Source organism: Mesorhizobium sp. B2-2-3, assembly GCF_006442405.1.
Taxonomy (GTDB): domain Bacteria; phylum Pseudomonadota; class Alphaproteobacteria; order Rhizobiales; family Rhizobiaceae; genus Mesorhizobium.
Genome location: NZ_VFWC01000006.1, coordinates 272,758 through 289,118 on the forward strand (window position 1 = coordinate 272,758; position 16,361 = coordinate 289,118).

General features: G+C 62.4%; 17 protein-coding genes. 3 read left to right on the forward strand and 14 right to left on the reverse strand.

The window, feature by feature from the left end:
- Nucleotides 1-9: 9 nt before the first annotated feature.
- The 6 genes from FJ951_RS13765 to eno form a co-directional block, all read right to left on the reverse strand.
- The gene (locus FJ951_RS13765) at nt 10-645 is read right to left on the reverse strand and encodes an SGNH/GDSL hydrolase family protein (protein ID WP_140515426.1); all 636 of its coding nucleotides are present in this window, start codon (nt 643-645) and stop codon (nt 10-12) included.
- A 123-nt stretch (nt 646-768) separates the two neighbouring features.
- Complete coding sequence (locus FJ951_RS13770) at nt 769-2,163, reverse strand: pyruvate dehydrogenase complex dihydrolipoamide acetyltransferase (RefSeq protein ID WP_140515427.1); 1,395 nt, start codon at nt 2,161-2,163, stop codon at nt 769-771.
- 18 nt (nt 2,164-2,181) lie between these two features.
- Nucleotides 2,182-3,573 carry a pyruvate dehydrogenase complex E1 component subunit beta gene (locus FJ951_RS13775; RefSeq protein ID WP_140515428.1) on the reverse strand — a complete coding sequence of 464 codons (1,392 nt, stop codon included), beginning with the start codon at nt 3,571-3,573 and terminating at the stop codon, nt 2,182-2,184.
- Between the two features lie 15 nt (nt 3,574-3,588).
- Nucleotides 3,589-4,626, reverse strand: coding sequence for a pyruvate dehydrogenase (acetyl-transferring) E1 component subunit alpha (pdhA, locus tag FJ951_RS13780; protein ID WP_140501346.1), 1,038 nt, complete (start codon nt 4,624-4,626; stop codon nt 3,589-3,591).
- Between the two features lie 214 nt (nt 4,627-4,840).
- Complete coding sequence (locus tag FJ951_RS13785; RefSeq protein ID WP_140501344.1) at nt 4,841-5,164, reverse strand: septum formation initiator family protein; 324 nt, start codon at nt 5,162-5,164, stop codon at nt 4,841-4,843.
- Nucleotides 5,165-5,321: 157 nt separating this feature from the next.
- A complete protein-coding gene (gene eno / locus FJ951_RS13790; RefSeq protein ID WP_140501342.1) occupies nt 5,322-6,596 on the reverse strand; it encodes a phosphopyruvate hydratase in 1,275 nt (424 codons plus the stop codon).
- A gap of 199 nt (nt 6,597-6,795) precedes the next feature.
- Here eno and FJ951_RS28995 point away from each other — a divergent pair, with 199 nt between their 5' ends.
- Nucleotides 6,796-6,918, forward strand: coding sequence for a hypothetical protein (locus FJ951_RS28995; RefSeq protein WP_263483006.1), 123 nt, complete (start codon nt 6,796-6,798; stop codon nt 6,916-6,918).
- A 68-nt stretch (nt 6,919-6,986) separates the two neighbouring features.
- On the opposite strand, the gene FJ951_RS13795 is transcribed toward FJ951_RS28995, so the two are convergent.
- From FJ951_RS13795 to FJ951_RS13820, 7 genes are all read right to left on the reverse strand, one after another.
- Nucleotides 6,987-7,352: a PRC-barrel domain-containing protein gene (locus FJ951_RS13795; protein ID WP_140501340.1), complete on the reverse strand. Its 366-nt coding sequence runs from the start codon at nt 7,350-7,352 to the stop codon at nt 6,987-6,989.
- 172 nt (nt 7,353-7,524) lie between these two features.
- On the reverse strand, nt 7,525-8,370 hold the full coding sequence (gene kdsA / locus FJ951_RS13800) for a 3-deoxy-8-phosphooctulonate synthase (RefSeq protein WP_140501337.1): 846 nt from the start codon (nt 8,368-8,370) through the stop codon (nt 7,525-7,527).
- Nucleotides 8,367-9,257, reverse strand: a complete 891-nt coding sequence (locus FJ951_RS13805; protein ID WP_140515429.1) for a VOC family protein — start codon at nt 9,255-9,257, stop codon at nt 8,367-8,369. Before FJ951_RS13805 ends, kdsA begins: the two co-directional genes overlap by 4 nt.
- 48 nt (nt 9,258-9,305) lie before the next feature.
- Complete coding sequence (locus tag FJ951_RS13810) at nt 9,306-9,596, reverse strand: Dabb family protein (RefSeq protein ID WP_140501335.1); 291 nt, start codon at nt 9,594-9,596, stop codon at nt 9,306-9,308.
- A 117-nt stretch (nt 9,597-9,713) separates the two neighbouring features.
- Nucleotides 9,714-9,848 (reverse strand): hypothetical protein, encoded by a 135-nt coding sequence (locus FJ951_RS29000; RefSeq protein WP_263483007.1) that lies wholly within the window; start codon nt 9,846-9,848, stop codon nt 9,714-9,716.
- 200 nt (nt 9,849-10,048) lie between these two features.
- Nucleotides 10,049-12,025, reverse strand: coding sequence for a bifunctional 2',3'-cyclic-nucleotide 2'-phosphodiesterase/3'-nucleotidase (locus FJ951_RS13815; protein ID WP_140515430.1), 1,977 nt, complete (start codon nt 12,023-12,025; stop codon nt 10,049-10,051).
- A 152-nt stretch (nt 12,026-12,177) separates the two neighbouring features.
- Nucleotides 12,178-13,443: an NAD(P)/FAD-dependent oxidoreductase gene (locus FJ951_RS13820; RefSeq protein WP_140515431.1), complete on the reverse strand. Its 1,266-nt coding sequence runs from the start codon at nt 13,441-13,443 to the stop codon at nt 12,178-12,180.
- Nucleotides 13,444-13,608: 165 nt separating this feature from the next.
- Between FJ951_RS13820 and FJ951_RS13825 the strand changes: the two genes are divergently transcribed.
- A complete protein-coding gene (locus tag FJ951_RS13825) occupies nt 13,609-14,268 on the forward strand; it encodes a 5-formyltetrahydrofolate cyclo-ligase (protein WP_140515432.1) in 660 nt (219 codons plus the stop codon).
- Nucleotides 14,269-14,298: 30 nt separating this feature from the next.
- Here FJ951_RS13825 and FJ951_RS13830 read toward each other — a convergent pair whose 3' ends face one another.
- Nucleotides 14,299-14,772 carry an Lrp/AsnC family transcriptional regulator gene (locus FJ951_RS13830; RefSeq protein WP_140501327.1) on the reverse strand — a complete coding sequence of 158 codons (474 nt, stop codon included), beginning with the start codon at nt 14,770-14,772 and terminating at the stop codon, nt 14,299-14,301.
- 158 nt (nt 14,773-14,930) lie between these two features.
- Here FJ951_RS13830 and ald point away from each other — a divergent pair, with 158 nt between their 5' ends.
- A complete protein-coding gene (gene ald / locus FJ951_RS13835; protein WP_140501325.1) occupies nt 14,931-16,046 on the forward strand; it encodes an alanine dehydrogenase in 1,116 nt (371 codons plus the stop codon).
- The last annotated feature ends 315 nt before the right edge of the window (nt 16,047-16,361 follow it).

Sequence of the window (16,361 nt, forward strand, 5' to 3'; positions counted from 1 at the left end):
CTCCTTCAATCACAATTCCAGCATGACGCGCACGAGCGGCGTCAACGCCTCGCCGATGTTTCGCGTATTTTCGGCATCGAGATGGACGCCGTCGAGCGGCGTGGTCTTGGCCACAGTGCCGGCATCGAAGAAGCCGCAGCCAGCCTCATCGGCAAGCGCGGAATATTGCGGCGCAAGCTCTTTGGACGCATCGTCGCCGCCGGCAAACATCGCCTTGAACTCGGCATCTTCGGTGCGACTGACGAGAGGCGGCGAGACGATGAGGATCTGCGGCGGCGGCCAGTCGAACGGATAGTCGTGGCCGCGCACGATGTCGATCAGGCGCTGGATGCCTTGTTTGGCCGCAACGGGATTGCCGTGGATCCAGGGCTTCATGTCGTTGGCGCCGAGCATGATGACGATGACGTCGATCGGCGCATGCGTGGTCAGCACCGTCGGCAGCGTTCTTGCGCCATTGCGGTCGGCGCCTGCCAGGTGATCGTCGAACGCCGTTGTGCGGCCATTCAGCCCCTCGGCAATGACATGCACGCCGTCACCTAGTCCGGTCTGCAGCACGCTTGGCCAGCGATCCTCGAGCGCATGACGGCCACCCTCGGCATTGTAGCCCCAGGTCAGCGAGTCGCCGTAGCAAAGAACCGTCTTCATCTTGCTCAACCCGCCCTTGCGAGGGAGTATTCTTCCTCGGCGTTGGTGACGACGGCGAATTCCTGCGCCTCCAAGCCGCCGGCGAAGAGGCCGGTGAAGAATTTCCGCACCGCCTTGTTCTTCCTACACCAGCATGCCCATCGGGTTCTCGATCAGCTTCTTGAAGGCGACCAGCAGTTCGGCACCGAGTGCTCCGTCCACGGCGCGATGGTCGGTCGACAGCGTTACCGACATCACCGTGGCGATTCTGATCTCGCCGTTCTTGACCACCGCCCGCTCCTCGCCGGCGCCCACCGCCAGGATCGTCGCATGCGGCGGGTTGATGACGGCGGCGAAATCCTTGATGCCGAACATGCCAAGGTTCGACACCGCCGTGGTGCCGCCTTGATACTCTTCCGGCTTCAGCTTGCGACTGCGCGCGCGGCTGGCCAGGTCCTTCATCTCGTTGGAGATCACCGACAGCGTCTTTTCGTCCGCCTTGCGAATGATCGGCGTGATCAGGCCGCCGGGGATCGAGACGGCGACGCCGACATCGGCATGCCTGTGCTTGACCATGGCGCTTTCGGTCCACGAGGCATTGGCATCCGGCACCGCCTTCAAGGCCATGGCCATCGCCTTGATCACCATGTCGTTGACCGACAGCTTGTAGGCGGGCGCCTCGCCCTTGTCGGTCTTCTTTAGCGGTGCGGCCGCATTGAGCTGCGTGCGCAGCGAAAGCAGCGCATCGAGCTCGCAGTCGAGCGTCAGGTAGAAATGCGGGATGGTGGTCTTGGCCTCGACCAGCCGCCGCGCGATGGTCTTGCGCATATTGTCGTGCGGGACGAGATCGTAGGAGCCTTCCTCGAACAGCTTCAGCACCTGATCGTCCGACATCGCCTTTACCGGCGCGGGAGCAGCGGCCGGCGCGCCAGCCGGAGCCTTGGCAGCGGGTGCTGCCTTGGCGCCGCCGCCGGCGATGGCGGCCTCGACATCGGCCTTCACCACCCGGCCATGCGGGCCGGTGCCGGTCACGGCAGACACATCGACGTCCGCCTCTTTGGCAATTCGGCGCGCGAGCGGCGAAGCAAAGGTGCGCCCTTCACCCTCCCCCTTGTGGGGAGGGTCGGCCGGCCTTCCGGCCGGAGTGGGGGTCGCGGCGGCGGGTTCACCCGCGGCGCGACGTCCCCCATCAGACGGAGAGGTGGGAGTCTCGGTCTTCGATGTCTCAGCCTTGGGAGGCTCCGCTTTCGCCGGTGCGGCATCGCCACCGCTTTTAGCGGCGGCACTTGCGTCCTCGCCCTCGGCGGCAAGCACGGCGATCAGCGCATTGACCTTGACGCCTTCGGTGCCGGCGGGAACGACCAGTTTCGCCACCGTGCCCTCATCGACGGCTTCGACTTCCATCGTCGCCTTGTCGGTCTCGATCTCGGCAATGACATCGCCGGGCGAAACCTTGTCGCCCTCCTTCACGAGCCACTTCGACAGATTGCCCTCTTCCATGGTGGGCGAGAGGGCCGGCATGGTGATGTTGATTGGCATTGTGTCCTCCCGCCCGGTTCAGCGATATGAGACGGCTTTGACGGCCTCGATGACTTCGCCGACATTCGGCAAAGCCAGCTTTTCGAGATTGGCCGCATAGGGCATCGGCACGTCCTTGCCGGCAATGGTGATGACCGGCGCGTCGAGGAAATCGAAGGCTCGCTGCGACACCTGGTTGGCGATATGGTCGCCGACCGAGTTCTGCGGGAAACCTTCTTCCACCACGACCAGCCGGTTGGTCTTCTTCACCGAGGCGATGATGGTGTCGAAGTCGAGCGGACGGATGGTCCTGAGATCGATGATCTCTGCGTCGATGCCCATGCCGCGCAGTTCCGCTTCGGCCTTGACCGCATAGGTCATGCCAATGCCGAAGGAGACGATGGTGACGTCCTTGCCTGACTTATGGATGCGCGCCTTGCCGATCGGCAACACGAAGTCGTCCAGCTTCGGCACGTCGAAGGACTGGCCGTAGAGGATTTCGTTTTCGAGGAAGATGACCGGGTTCGGATCGCGGATCGCCGCCTTGAGCAGTCCCTTGGCGTCTGCGGCGGTATAAGGCATCACCACCTTCAGGCCCGGTATGTGGCTGTACCAGGCGGCATAGCATTGCGAATGCTGGGCGGCGACGCGAGCCGCAGCACCATTCGGCCCGCGGAAGACGATCGGCGCGCCCATCTGTCCGCCGGACATGTAGAGCGTCTTGGCGGCCGAGTTGACGATCTGGTCGATCGCCTGCATGGCGAAGTTGAAGGTCATGAATTCGACGATCGGCTTCAGGCCAGCCATCGCCGCACCGACCCCGACGCCGGCAAAGCCGTGCTCGGTGATCGGCGTGTCGACGACGCGACGCGGTCCGAACTCCTGCAGCAGGCCTTGGGTGATCTTGTAGGCGCCCTGGTACTCGGCAACTTCCTCGCCCATGACGAAGACATCGCCGTCGCGGCGCATTTCCTCCGCCATGGCATCGCGCAGCGCTTCGCGCACCGTGGTCGAGACCATCTCGGTCCCGGCGGGTATGTCAGGATCGGCGGCGACTTCCGTCTTCGGCGCGGCCGCCACAGGCGCCGCTGCCTCGCTCTTGGCCGCGGCGGGTGCCGGTGTCGGCGCCTTTGCCTCAGTCTTGGCGGGCTCTTCACCGATGCCTTCGCCGGCCTTGTCGACATCTTCGCCATCGACAGCCAGCACGGCGATCACCGCGTTGACCTTGACGCCTTCGGTGCCTGCGGGAACCACGATCTTGGCAAGCGTGCCCTCATCGACAGCTTCGACTTCCATCGTCGCCTTGTCGGTTTCGATCTCGGCGATGACGTCGCCGGCGACGACCTTGTCGCCCTCGTTCTTCAACCACTTGGAAAGATTGCCCTCTTCCATGGTCGGCGAAAGGGCGGGCATGAGAATTTCGATCGGCATGTCCTTGCCCTCCCGTTACAATACGATGTCGGTCCAGAGCTCGGACGGATCCGGCTCGGCGTCGTGCTGGGCAAACTCGGCGGCATCGGCGACGACGTCGCGAACCTCCTTGTCGATGGTCTTCAATTCGTCCTCGCTTGCCCACTTCTTCTGGATCAGCCGCGCTTTGACCTGCTCGATCGGGTCATGCTCGGAGCGCATCTTCTGCACTTCTTCCTTGGAGCGGTATTTCGCCGGGTCGGACATCGAATGGCCCCGATAGCGGTAAGTCTGCATTTCGAGGATCAGCGGCCCATTGCCGGCACGGCACCATTCGGTAGCGAGATCGCCGGCGGCCTTGACAGCACGCACGTCCATGCCGTCGACCTGGATGCCGGGAATCTTGAACGAGGCGCCGCGATTCGAGAAGTCGGTCTCCGCCGAGGAGCGCGATACCGAGGTGCCCATGGCATAGCGGTTGTTCTCGATGATGTAGATCACCGGCAGCTTCCACAGCGAAGCCATGTTGAAGCTTTCGTAGACCTGGCCCTGGTTGGCGGCCCCGTCGCCGAAATAGGTCAGCGTGACATTGTTGTTGCTGCGATAGCGGTTGGCAAAGGCCAGGCCCGTGCCGAGCGACACCTGGGCGCCGACGATGCCGTGGCCACCGTAGAAATGCTTCTCCTTGGAGAACATGTGCATGGAGCCGCCCTTGCCCTTCGACAGGCCGCCTCGGCGGCCGGTCAGTTCGGCCATGACGCCACGCGGCGACAGTTCCATCGCCAACATATGACCGTGGTCGCGGTAGGCCGTGATCATCTGGTCACCGTCGATCAGCGCCATCTTCATACCGGTGACGACCGCTTCCTGGCCGATGTAGAGATGGCAGAAGCCGCCGATGAAGCCCATCCCGTAAAGCTGGCCGGCCTTTTCCTCGAAACGGCGAATAAGCAGCATGTGCCGGTAGGCGGCAAGCTCCTCGTCCTTGGTGAATTCCACTGGTTTGGGCGCGGAAAGGCCCGATTTGCCGTCGGATTTCGATTTGGCAGGCGCTTTCCTGGCTGCGGTTGCCATGCATCACTCCCTGTTGGCGTCTCTTCGCGGACATTTCGAGCAAGATGAAATCTGCTCGAGCAAGATGAAATCTGCTCAGGGGAGATCAGCTCTCCCCACTGATTTTGGGGAGGCTAACACGTGAGAACGTGTTCCGCCATGTCGAAATTGCATAGCTGGCATGCGACTAAGCAATTAGAATCATTGAAAATATTGGTGATTAACCTGATATTGGTTACTTTGCCGAGACCGGCAACATGATGGTGATTTCGTCGGCCTGGGACAAATTCAGCGCCTTACGCGCCTGCTCGTCGAGCATGTCCTTCTCCAGCGTGCCGTCGTGCATCAGCTTGACGCGCCGTTCCAGCTCCATCCTGCGCGCCTTGATCGCATCGAGCTGGGCCTGCAGGGCAACAGTCTCGGCCTCCAGCTGGTATTTCGAATTGATGCCGAACTCGCCGTGATAGGCATGAAAGCCGAAATAGGCCAGGAACACCGCGCAGAGCGAGGGGATAATCAGCCGGCCGGTGTTTCTCTGTTTGTGCTGACGCGTCCACATCGTCCGTTCCCTCGCAGTCGCGAACTCGGGCGACCACGGTCTTTTTCGCTCCATTGTGCTTAACGGACGGTTACGGATGACGCGTCCACAGGCGCTCCAACGAAAAAGGGCGGGAATTCCCGCCCCTCACCGCCATCCCTGTGTCAGATGCTCCGGCTCAGCCCTTCAACATCGACTTGCCGGCGTAGCGCGCCTGCTTGCCGAGTTCTTCCTCGATGCGGATGAGCTGGTTGTATTTGGCCATGCGGTCGGAACGCGACAGCGATCCGGTCTTGATCTGCCCGCAATTGGTGGCGACGGCGAGGTCGGCGATGGTCGAATCCTCGGTCTCGCCCGAGCGATGCGACATGACGGCGGTGTAGCCGGCCTTGTGCGCGGTCTCGACGGCATCGAGCGTCTCGGTCAGCGATCCGATCTGGTTGACCTTGACCAGGATCGAATTGGCGACCCCCATGCGGATGCCATCGCGCAGGCGCGCCGTATTGGTGACGAAGAGATCATCGCCGACGAGCTGCGTCTTCTTGCCGATCAGGTCGGTCAGATATTTCCAGCCTTCCCAGTCATCCTCGGCAAGGCCGTCCTCGATCGAAATGATCGGATAATCGGCGGCGAGCTTGGCCAGGTATTTCGCCTGCGCCTTCGGATCGCGTGTCTTCTTCTCGCCTTCATAGACGTAGTTGCCGTCCTTGAAGAATTCCGTCGCAGCGCAATCGAGGCCGAGCGCAATCTCCTCGCCCGGCTTGAAGCCGGCCTGCTCGATCGACTCCATGATGAAATCGAGCGCCACCGGCGCGCTCTTCAGGTTCGGGGCAAAGCCGCCTTCGTCGCCGACATTGGTGTTGTGGCCGGCGTCCTTCAGCTTCTTCCTCAGCGTGTGGAAGACCTCAGAACCCCAGCGCACGCCTTCGCGCAGCGTTGGCGCACCGACCGGCAGGATCATGAATTCCTGGAAATCGATCGGGTTGTCGGCATGGGCGCCGCCATTGATGATGTTCATCATCGGTACCGGCAGCAGATGCGCCTTGGTGCCGCCGACGTAACGATAGAGCGGCAGGCCGGCGGCTTCGGCCGCGGCCTTGGCCACCGCCAGCGACACGCCGAGAATAGCGTTGGCGCCGAGCCGGCTCTTGTTGGGCGTGCCGTCGAGTTCGATCATGGTCTGGTCGATGTGGATCTGGTTTTCGGCTTCCATGCCGCCGATTGCCTCGAACAGTTCGCCGTTGACCGCCTCGACGGCCCGCAGCACGCCCTTGCCGAGATAGCGGGCGCCGCCGTCGCGCAGTTCGACGGCTTCATGCGCGCCGGTGGAAGCTCCAGACGGCACGGCCGCGCGGCCCATCGAACCGTCTTCGAGCACGACATCGACCTCGACGGTCGGATTTCCACGGCTGTCCAGGATTTCACGCCCGACAATGTCGATGATGGCGGTCATTGCGATGTCCCCGATTGATCTGACGAAACGTCGCGCCCGTCTTAGCCAAAGCGGCGCAAAAGGCAATCGGGCCACCGCCAATTATTGCCGCCGGCGCGATTCACGAAGCGCAAATTCCTGTCATCATAAGTCATGCGCCATAGGATGGCCGCCGGTCTATGATGGCGGCTGCGCGGGGCGAAACAGGAGGAGTTTCGCCATGTCCGAGTTAAGCGGTATCGTGAGTTTGTTCCTGATCGCGGCGGCGTTCCTGACGTCCTGCGACAACCAGCAGCCTCCACAGGGCGCGGTGCAACTGTCGACCCTCCGCAGCGCGGAGTAAGCACGGCAGGCGATCATGTAAAAGGCCCCCGCTGGTTTGCGGGGGCCTTTTCACGTCAGGCTGGCCGGTCAATGCCAGTAAGGCTCGACCTTGTAGTAATTGTAGGAGGCGTCACGTGCGGCCTCGCCATCGGCGCCCGTCAGCTCGTTGATCGAATAGGCGGGAGCGGCTTTCAGCTGGTCCTTCGAGAATGGCACGACATAGCCGCCCCTATCCTCATCGTAATCCAAACTCGCCCACGGGATGGCGTGATATTTTTCACCCATGCCGAGAAAGCCGCCAAAACCGATCACAGCGAACATGATGCCGTTGGACAGCTTGTCGAGCATGACGTCCTCGATGCTGCCGATCTTCGTGCCTTCGGTGTTATAGACGGATGTGCCGATGACCCGCGAAGCAGCGATAGCCTCTGTGTGTCCTGCCTGGGTTGTCATGATGTGCTCCTCATTGTCGTTGCTCTGGACTTTCACAATGAGGGGCGAGATCGAAGGTTCCCGACTTTTCCGCCGGTCTGTTCGACTTTTTCCACCTGTATAAAGGTGACTTCTTACTGACGTGGCAGGCCGATATATGCCCTCCGCGGCGACGACCTTCAGCTGCGCCGGGTCAGCGGGCCTTCGCTACCCGATCGAACGCCATCAACCTTTCCAGAAGTGCCGGCATGTCCTTCAGCGGCACCATGTTCGGTCCGTCGGACGAGGTCGAATTATCCGGATCCTGGTGGGTCTCGATGAAGACGCCGGCAACGCCGACGGCGACAGCCGCGCGGGCCAAGGTCTCGACAAAGCGGCGTTCGCCGCCGGACGAACCGCCCTGCCCGCCCGGCTGCTGGACCGAATGGGTGGCGTCGAAAATCACAGGCGCGCCAATGTCGGCCATAATGGGCAGGGCCCGCATGTCGGAGACGAGCGTGTTGTAGCCGAACGAGGCGCCGCGCTCGGTGGTCAAGACATTGGCGTTGCCGGAGCCAGTGACCTTGGCCACCACGTTCTTCATGTCCCAGGGCGCGAGGAACTGTCCCTTCTTGACGTTGATCACCTTGCCCGTCCTTGCGGCGGCAACCAGCATGTCGGTCTGGCGCGACAGGAAGGCCGGGATCTGCAGCACGTCGACATGCGGCGCAACGATGGCGCACTGTTCCTCGGTGTGGACGTCGGTCAGTACCGGCAAGGAGAATTCCTTGCGCAACTCGTCGAAGACCGGGAGCGCCGCCTCCATGCCGGCACCGCGCGTTGCCGACAGGGAGGTGCGGTTGGCTTTGTCGTAGCTGGTCTTATAGACGAGGCCGATGCCCAACCTGCCTGTCAATTCCTTCAGCGCGCCGGCCATGTCGAAGGCATGCTGGCGTGATTCGAACTGGCAAGGGCCGGCGATCAGCGACAGCGGCGCTGCGTTGTCGAAGACGACATTGCCGACGGTTACCGATGAATTGGGCGCCAAGGCGTTGCTCATTGTATCTCCCGAAAGATGAAGGCCGCGCCCTGCCCGGATGTCGGCTGCACGACGATATCACTGCCCGACATATCGTATCTGATGGAATTGGCTGCAAGCAGACCTGCCGCGACGGCGGCACGCCGAACCGAAAAGACGACTGCCGCGAAGCGGAGTTGCGTCGGCTTACCGGCGGGCACGCCAAAGCGTGCCGTGAAAGAGGCCGGGTCGAGTACAGTCAAGATAGCGTTAGGTAGACGAAAAATGGAGGCGCGCGCGTCAGCCGTCGGATCGTTTACTGCCACGGAAATCAGCCGGCGCTGCTCGGCGGGCTCGTCGCTGATCGCCACGATCTCGACAATTCCCGTGGCACCGTTGGCATGAGCCTGCAGCGCCGTGCGGTCCACTTCCGGCGCGTTGACGCGCTGGCAGGCGAACAGGAACGCATCGGTTGGACCCCCGGTCGACGCGAAGGCCAGTTTGAATGACGCCATGTCGCTTTTGCCGGCAGCGTCGGTGAACGCCCGCGAAAAGCCCAGCATGTCCCCGCCCGACAGGCTCGCATCGACAAAGCGTGCATGGTCCGCATCGGCGTCGTCCGTGGTCAGGACCACGGCGGAAAAACCTTCATTGCCATTGCGGTCACGATAGAGCCGGTCGCGCGCGACGAAGACATTGCCCTGGCCGGCGGCCTTCATCGCGGCCTGATCATCGCCTACAGCCAGCGGTTCCAGATAGGTGCCGTCCGCGAGGAAGACGCAGCAATTTTCCGTGCCGAATGGATGGATGCCTGTCGGCGCGACGATGAAGCCGAGGGCCGTCAGCCGCGCCCGCGCCACATCGAGGCTCGAGGTCGGCAGCACGAGGTGATCGAGCGGATGAGTGCCTGTGGGTGGTGTTTGGATCATGCCAGCGCGGTGTGCATCATTGCGCAAAAGGGTTCAAGGGCGCCCGAATCAGCTTCCGGCCACCACATCGGCGGAATAACGCAGTTCGCGCAATGGCTTGACCCTGCTGGTGGTCTGCGCATAGAGCGGATGCGCCTTGTAGGCGGCCAATGCGGCGGCATCGGTAAACTCGGCGTAGACGACCACGTCGATCTCATCCGACAGCGGATCGACCTTGGTGTTCAGCGTCACCTCGAACAGGCTGGAATGGGGAATGCCGCCGAGCGCCAGCAGCCCAGAGCGCACTGCCTCCACATCCTCGCCACGCCGCGCGCTGAAGAAAACGATATGCCGGATCAACCCCGCCTCCTCGATCAAAAATCCGGGGTCTTTTGTGACGACGAAACCGTCAGGTCAACCGTTCAGGGTGCCGCGCGTCCTTGCGACGCGCCCGGGATGCATGAGACCTGAACGGGACTAGACCTTGCCGGTGACGTAACGCACCACGTGAGAGACATTCCTCACCGTCATATCGAGGTACCGGCCCTGGTTGTAGAGACCGTCCCAGATCAGGAAGAACGCAACGGCGGCGATGACGATGACATAACGCATGGCTAATCTATCGCATAAGCCCGGCTGTGCTCATAGACGTTTCCGCCAGGCAAAGATGGGATCCGTGTCGACCCTCGTCCGGTATGTGAGCTCTCGGCACCTGGAACTGCCAAATCTATGCCGGCGCGCCTTCGATCTCGTCGCCGGCGACTGGCCGGACATGATCCAGAAATGGCCCGCGTCCCAATTGCGAATGGCGGTCAGAGAAGGATGCGGTATTTCGCAAATCCTGCCTCGCCGGCGCCCGCCGGCTCGATCTTCAATGACTTCACTTCGGCGATGAGGTCCTTCGCCTTGGGCCCTGTCTCGAACACGACGCTGGTTCCGGGCAGCGGCGCGAACGACCAGTTGCCGTCCGCCGACGGGTTGATGGTGCCCTGCTTGACGATGTAGCGGACGATGACGTCGCGGTTGGTGTCTGGCGCTTCGTAGATAATTTTGGAAGCGTCGATGTCAGGAAAATTGCCGCCGCCGCCGGCCCGGTAGTTGTTCGTTGCAACGACAAATTTCTGATTGGGATCAATCGGTTTGCCGTCGAACATCAGGCCGACGATGCGATTGGCACTAGCATTCGCCAGCCCGCCCTTGGCATCGTATTTCGGCGGCTGCGACAGATCTATTCTGTAGGTGACGCCGTCGATAACATCGAAATTGTAGGACGGAAAGTCGGTGTTGATGAGCGCCTGGTCGGCCTTGCCAGGTTCGATCCGGTTGAAGATGCCGGCCGACATTTCCAGCCATTCCTTGACCTGCGCTCCGGTGATCTCAACGGCCCGCACGGTGTTGGGATAAAGGTAGAGGTCGGCGACGTTCTTGATGGCGATGTCGCCTGCCGGCACATCGGTGTAGTAGTCGGCGCCGTTGCGCCCGCCGGCCTTGAAGGGGGCTGCCGCCGACAGCAGCGGCACGTCCTTCCATTGTGTGTTTTTCAGGATGTCCTGAAGGTACCAGGTCTGCGCCTGGCTGACGACCTGAACCGACGGATCGTCGGCGACCAGCGCGAAATAGGAATAGAGCGGCGCTGCGGTCTTGCCGACGGGACGACGCACATAGGCGAGCGTTGCCTGGCGGTCCTGCTCGAGCGCGGCGATGATGCGGTTGTCGTCCGCGACAGTCGGCTTGTTCTTGTTGTCGACACGTTCGAAGATCGGCCGCGCTTCCGAGGTGGCGGACACGATCTTCCATTTCGAGCCGTCGCGCTCCAGCATCAGGTCGATCAGGCCCATATGCGAGCCCCAGAAGCCGCCCATGACGGCCGGCTTGCCCTGCAGCGTACCCTTTTGCGCATCGACGCCTTCGAGCGCCTGAAAATCCTTCTTGCCAGGGAACACCAGATGCTGGTGACCCGTGAACACCGCGTCGATGCCTTCGACGCCGGCGACAAAGAACGATGCGTTCTCCATCATGTCGCCCTGCTTGACGTCGATGCCAGAATGCGAGAGCGCGATGATAATGTCGGCGCCCTCTTCCTTCATCTGCGGCACCCAGGCCTTGGCGGCCTCGACAATGTCGCGCGTTCTGACATTACCTTCGAGGTTCTTGAGATCCCAGACCATGATCTGCGGCGGCACGAAGCCGATGATGCCAATCCTGATCGGTTGCTCGGTGCCTGAACCGTCGCTGATCTTCTTGTCGAGGATGACGTAGGGCTTGAGGTAGAGCTTGTCGTCGCGCGGGTTCGCGGCAAGCTCGGTGCCGCGGATCAGGTTGGCGCAGACGAAGGGGAAATTGGCGCCGGCCAGAACCTTGTCCATGAAGGACAGGCCGTAGTTGAATTCGTGGTTGCCCAACGTCGAGCACTCGTAGCCGAGCAGGTTCATGCCTTTCATGATCGGATGCAGGTCACCGTCCTTCATGCCCTTCTCATAGGCGATGTAGTCGCCCATCGGATTGCCCTGCAGCAGGTCGCCATTGTCGATCAGCATCGAATTGACGGCTTGCTTGCGCACCGCGTCGATCAGGGAGGCCGTGCGCGACAGTCCCATCGTGTCATTCGCTTTGTCGGCGTAATAGTCATAGGGCAGCACATTCACATGGATGTCGGTGGTCTCCATGATCCGGAGATGCGCCTGGTTGGCCTGGGCGCGGGCGGAGAAAGGGTGAAGCGCAATCAGCGCGCCTGTGGCGGCGGCGCCCGCGAGGAGACCGCGGCGGGAGACGGAATGGAGCGGCGACATGTTTTCTCCTTTTCGACGACACGAAAGACCCTGGCCCGAAGCGAACTTCGCGCTGAAACCTATTCGAGTCCATTCAAGAAGTTGCGCGCATCGGAGCTGTCAGTCGATCAGCAACAGATGACGCGCGGATGAACGGGCGCAAGCGCGGAAGATCAGCCCTTGTCGTCGTCGCCCTGCGTGATCAGGCGGGCGCTGCGTTGGCCCGTGACGTAGATCCATAGCCAGTTCAGCGACACCGCGAGCCGGTTGCGGAAGCCGATCAGGAAATAGATGTGCGCCAGTCCCCACAGCCACCAGGCCGGCCGGCCGGTCAGCCTGATCCAGCCGAAATCGATCGCCGCGGCGCGCTTGCCGATCGTGGCCAGGTCTCCGGCATGCTTGTAGTAGAACGGCCGTACGCTCGTATCGCCGGCAAGCCTGGCCTTGATGGTCGCGGCAACATGGCGGCCCTCCTGCTTGGCGGAAGGCGCCACGCCGGGAACGGGCCGTCCATCGGGCCGCAGCACGAGAGCGGCGTCGCCGATGACGAAAATCTCGGGGCTGCCCGGCACGGTGAGATCGGGTTCAACCAGCACCCTTCCCGCCCGGTCGGCGGCGGCGCCCAGCCATTCGGCTGCCGGCGAAGCGGCAACGCCCGCCGCCCACAATATGGTCCTCGCCGGCAGATGCGTGTCGCCGAAGACGACGCCCTCGGCGTCGCAGCGCGTGACCGCCCGGCCGAGTTCGATCGTCACGCCGAGCCGCTTCAACGCCTTTCCGGCATAATCGGACAGTTTCGGTGCGAAATTGGCCAATATGCGGTCGCCAGCCTCGATCAGCACCACACGCGTCTCGCGCGTGTCGATGTTGCGGAATTCGCCGCGCAGTGTGTCGTGCGCCAGTTCGGCAATGGTGCCGGCAAGTTCGACACCGGTCGGACCGCCGCCGACGATCGCGATCGTCAGCAGCGCCTGGCGCCTGGCAGGATCGGTTTCCCGTTCGGCCTGCTCGAAGGCGAGCAGAATGCGCCGTCGGATGGTGGTGGCGTCCTCCAGCGTCTTCAGCCCTGGCGCGAACGGCTCCCATTCGTCGTGGCCGAAATAGGCGTGTCGGGCGCCGGTGGCGAGCACCAGCGTGTCGTAGGCGACGGTGCTGCCGTCATCGAGCAGCACGCGTTTTCCGGCTCGGTCGATGCCGGTGACATTGGCGAGCAGCGTCGTCACGTCCTTGCGCTTGCGCAGCAGGTGGCGGATCGGCCAGGCGACCTCCGAGGTCGCCAGCGCTGTCGTTGCGACCTGGTAGAGCAGCGGCTGGAAAAGATGGTGATTGCGTTTGTCGATCATGGTGATGCGCACGGACGCACCGGCGAGAGCGCGGGTGAATTCGAGGCCGCCGAACCCCGCCCCTACGACGACGACATGGTGATTGGCTTGATCCATCGCATTCACCCTGACCAGCAATATCGCATGCCTTTGATGTAGGAGCTTTTGTGCAATGCAACAACACGAAGGCCGTGCCCGAGACTCGTCGTTCCATGTCGTGAATGCACATGTCGCATCCCCCCGCCGGGTATAGCGTTATGGAAAACAGCGATGAGGTGAAGCATGGCCAACGATCACGACGACCAGGGTCCGGCGCAATATTCCTCGCCGCCATGCTTCATGCACGAACTCGATCCCGCGTTTCACGCGCCGATATCCGATTGGACCGACGTCAGACGATGGCGCAAGGCCGAACGGGAACGCCTGATCGCGGCGCGTCTCGCGGTTTCCGCCGATGCGCGAACGGCGATGTCGCAGAGCATCGCCGGAGCCCTCGACGCGGCGATCGGCGATATCGACGGCCGCATGGTCAGCCTCTATTGGCCGTTTCGCGGCGAGCCGGACCTGCGGCCATGGATGGCCGCCATCAATGAACGAGGCGGGCGCACCGCGCTGCCCGTCGTCATCGAAAAGGCACAGCCGCTGATCTTCCGGGCCTATGTTCCGGGCGACCGGCTGGAGAAGGGCGTGTGGAACATTCCGATTCCGGCCGAGGGCGAACCGGTCTTGCCCGACATCGTCATCTCGCCGATCGTCGGCATCGATTCCGGCAATTATCGCCTGGGCTATGGCGGCGGGTTCTATGACCGAACGCTGGCGGCGATGCCGTTCAAGCCGCTGGTCATCGGCGTCGGCTACGAATTGCAGCGCATCGCCACCATCTACCCGCAGCCGCACGATATCCCGATGGACCGGATCGTGACGGAGGCTGCCAAGGCGTAGACGGCTGAAGGCATGGAAGGCTGAGAATGCTCAGGCCATTTCGGGCTTCAGGCCCATCGCCGTCCGGTCGACGATTTCGCGCAGGGCAAAAGACGAATTGATCTTCGTCACATGCGGCATCGCCGACAGCCATTCCTTGTGGATGCGTTCGTAGTCGGCAAGGTCCTTGGCAGCGATTCTGAGAATGTAGTCGTACTCGCCCGACATCAGGTGGCAGGACAGCACGTTCGGGCAGCGCTTGATCGCAGCCTCGAAATCCGACAGCGTCTTCTCGAACTGGCCCGACAGCGATATGTGCACGATCGCCGTCATCTGGTGACCAAGTGCTGCATTGGAAAGCCGGGCATGATAGCCGCGGATGGTTCCGGATTTCTCCAGATTGTCGAGCCGGCGCGAACAGGCCGACTGCGACAGGCCGACCCTTTCGGCAAGGGCGGCGTTCGGCATCCTGCCATCCTTCTGCAAGGTCTCCAGAATGGCGATATCAATCCTGTCGAGTGGCATTCTTCGTGATTCCTGCGAATTTTTGCGCATTCTACGCAACAATTATCGAATAGCGAACCCTCCTGCAAGTGCATTCGCAAACACTTACGCAACGATTCGTGGTTGACTGCGTCAATACAGGGAACGAGCCCCGAAGGGCCGTGTCAGGAGAAAAGAAAATGCGCGTCGGCTGCCCCCGGGAAATCAAGAATCATGAATATCGCGTCGGACTTACGCCCGGCTCGGTCCGCGAATATGTCGCCCACGGACATGAGGTGCTGGTCGAGACCGGCGCCGGGGCCGGCATCGGAGCCGACGACAACGCCTATCGCGCTGCCGGCGCCACCATCGCCAAGACGGCGGCCGATGTGTTCGCCAAGTCGGATATGATCGTCAAGGTCAAGGAGCCGCAGCCTAACGAATGGGCCCAACTGCGCGATGGCCAGATCCTCTACACCTATCTTCACCTTGCTCCGGATCCGGAACAGACCAAGGGCCTGCTCGCTTCGGGCGTTACCGCCATCGCCTATGAAACGGTGACCGACGACCGGGGCGGCCTGCCGTTGCTGGCGCCGATGTCGGAAGTCGCCGGCCGCCTGTCGATCCAGGCCGGCGCCACGGCGCTGCAGAAGGCCAATGGCGGCCGCGGCGTGCTGCTCGGCGGCGTGCCCGGCGTGCTGCCCGGCAAGGTCACCGTGCTCGGCGGCGGCGTCGTCGGCCTGCACGCAGCCAGGATGGCGGCTGGCCTGGGCGCCGACGTCACCATCATCGACCGCTCGATCCCGCGCCTGCGCCAGCTCGATGACCTCTTTGCCGGCCGCGTCCATACCCGCTACTCGACCGTGGAGGCTCTGGAAGAAGAGTGCTTTTCCGCCGACATCGTTGTCGGCGCCGTGCTGATCCCGGGTGCTGCGGCGCCGAAGCTGGTCTCGCGCGAAATGCTTTCGGGCATGAAGAAGGGGTCGGTGCTGGTCGACGTTGCCATCGACCAGGGCGGCTGCTTCGAGACCTCGCACGCGACCACACATGCCGAGCCGACCTACGAGGTCGACGGCGTCATCCACTATTGCGTCGCCAACATGCCGGGCGCCGTGCCGGTCACCTCAGCACATGCACTCAACAACGCGACTCTGCACTATGGCCTTCAGCTCGCTGACAAGGGCCTGAAGGCGCTGGTCGACGACCATCATCTGCGCAATGGACTCAACGTCCACAGAGGCAAGATCACCAACCGTGCGGTCGCCGAAGCGCTCGGCTACGAACTGGTCGAGCCGAAGGCGGTTCTCGCGGCCTGATTCTCCTGAGAGGATACCTGCCTCCCGTCAGCCCGCCGGTCATTCCCGGCGGGTTTTTTCTTTCCGGATTGGCGGCTGTCAGGCCTGCACCCGGCTCGGACTTAAAACATGGTGCCGCAACCTGCGTCTCGGCGCCAATTGCAAGTTTAACTGAGCCCTCCAGGCAAATAGTCGAAGCCCATATGCTTCTTTGCGCAGAAAATTTCTGTGGAAGGTTCAGGCAAACAAAAAAGCGGAGCCAAGGCCCCGCTTCCTCGATGTCGAGATTTGCCGCCGGTTCATCCGCGGTCGACAAATCGATCGACGGCTACCCGT

What these genes read in the sequence shown, in the direction of transcription:
- ald (WP_140501325.1), top strand. Translation starts at nt 14,931, where the DNA reads ATGCGCGTCGGCTGCCCCCGGGAAATCAAGAATCATGAATATCGCGTC.
- FJ951_RS13805 (WP_140515429.1), bottom strand. Translation starts at nt 9,257, where the DNA reads ATGATCCAAACACCACCCACAGGCACTCATCCGCTCGATCACCTCGTG.
- FJ951_RS13775 (WP_140515428.1), bottom strand. Translation starts at nt 3,573, where the DNA reads ATGCCGATCGAAATTCTCATGCCCGCCCTTTCGCCGACCATGGAAGAG.
- FJ951_RS13820 (WP_140515431.1), bottom strand. Translation starts at nt 13,443, where the DNA reads ATGGATCAAGCCAATCACCATGTCGTCGTCGTAGGGGCGGGGTTCGGC.
- kdsA (WP_140501337.1), bottom strand. Translation starts at nt 8,370, where the DNA reads ATGAGCAACGCCTTGGCGCCCAATTCATCGGTAACCGTCGGCAATGTC.
- FJ951_RS13770 (WP_140515427.1), bottom strand. Translation starts at nt 2,163, where the DNA reads ATGCCAATCAACATCACCATGCCGGCCCTCTCGCCCACCATGGAAGAG.
- eno (WP_140501342.1), bottom strand. Translation starts at nt 6,596, where the DNA reads ATGACCGCCATCATCGACATTGTCGGGCGTGAAATCCTGGACAGCCGT.
- pdhA (WP_140501346.1), bottom strand. Translation starts at nt 4,626, where the DNA reads ATGGCAACCGCAGCCAGGAAAGCGCCTGCCAAATCGAAATCCGACGGC.
- FJ951_RS13765 (WP_140515426.1), bottom strand. Translation starts at nt 645, where the DNA reads ATGAAGACGGTTCTTTGCTACGGCGACTCGCTGACCTGGGGCTACAAT.
- FJ951_RS13830 (WP_140501327.1), bottom strand. Translation starts at nt 14,772, where the DNA reads ATGCCACTCGACAGGATTGATATCGCCATTCTGGAGACCTTGCAGAAG.
- FJ951_RS13825 (WP_140515432.1), top strand. Translation starts at nt 13,609, where the DNA reads ATGGCCAACGATCACGACGACCAGGGTCCGGCGCAATATTCCTCGCCG.
- FJ951_RS13785 (WP_140501344.1), bottom strand. Translation starts at nt 5,164, where the DNA reads ATGTGGACGCGTCAGCACAAACAGAGAAACACCGGCCGGCTGATTATC.
- FJ951_RS28995 (WP_263483006.1), top strand. Translation starts at nt 6,796, where the DNA reads ATGTCCGAGTTAAGCGGTATCGTGAGTTTGTTCCTGATCGCGGCGGCG.
- FJ951_RS29000 (WP_263483007.1), bottom strand. Translation starts at nt 9,848, where the DNA reads ATGCGTTATGTCATCGTCATCGCCGCCGTTGCGTTCTTCCTGATCTGG.
- FJ951_RS13795 (WP_140501340.1), bottom strand. Translation starts at nt 7,352, where the DNA reads ATGACAACCCAGGCAGGACACACAGAGGCTATCGCTGCTTCGCGGGTC.
- FJ951_RS13815 (WP_140515430.1), bottom strand. Translation starts at nt 12,025, where the DNA reads ATGTCGCCGCTCCATTCCGTCTCCCGCCGCGGTCTCCTCGCGGGCGCC.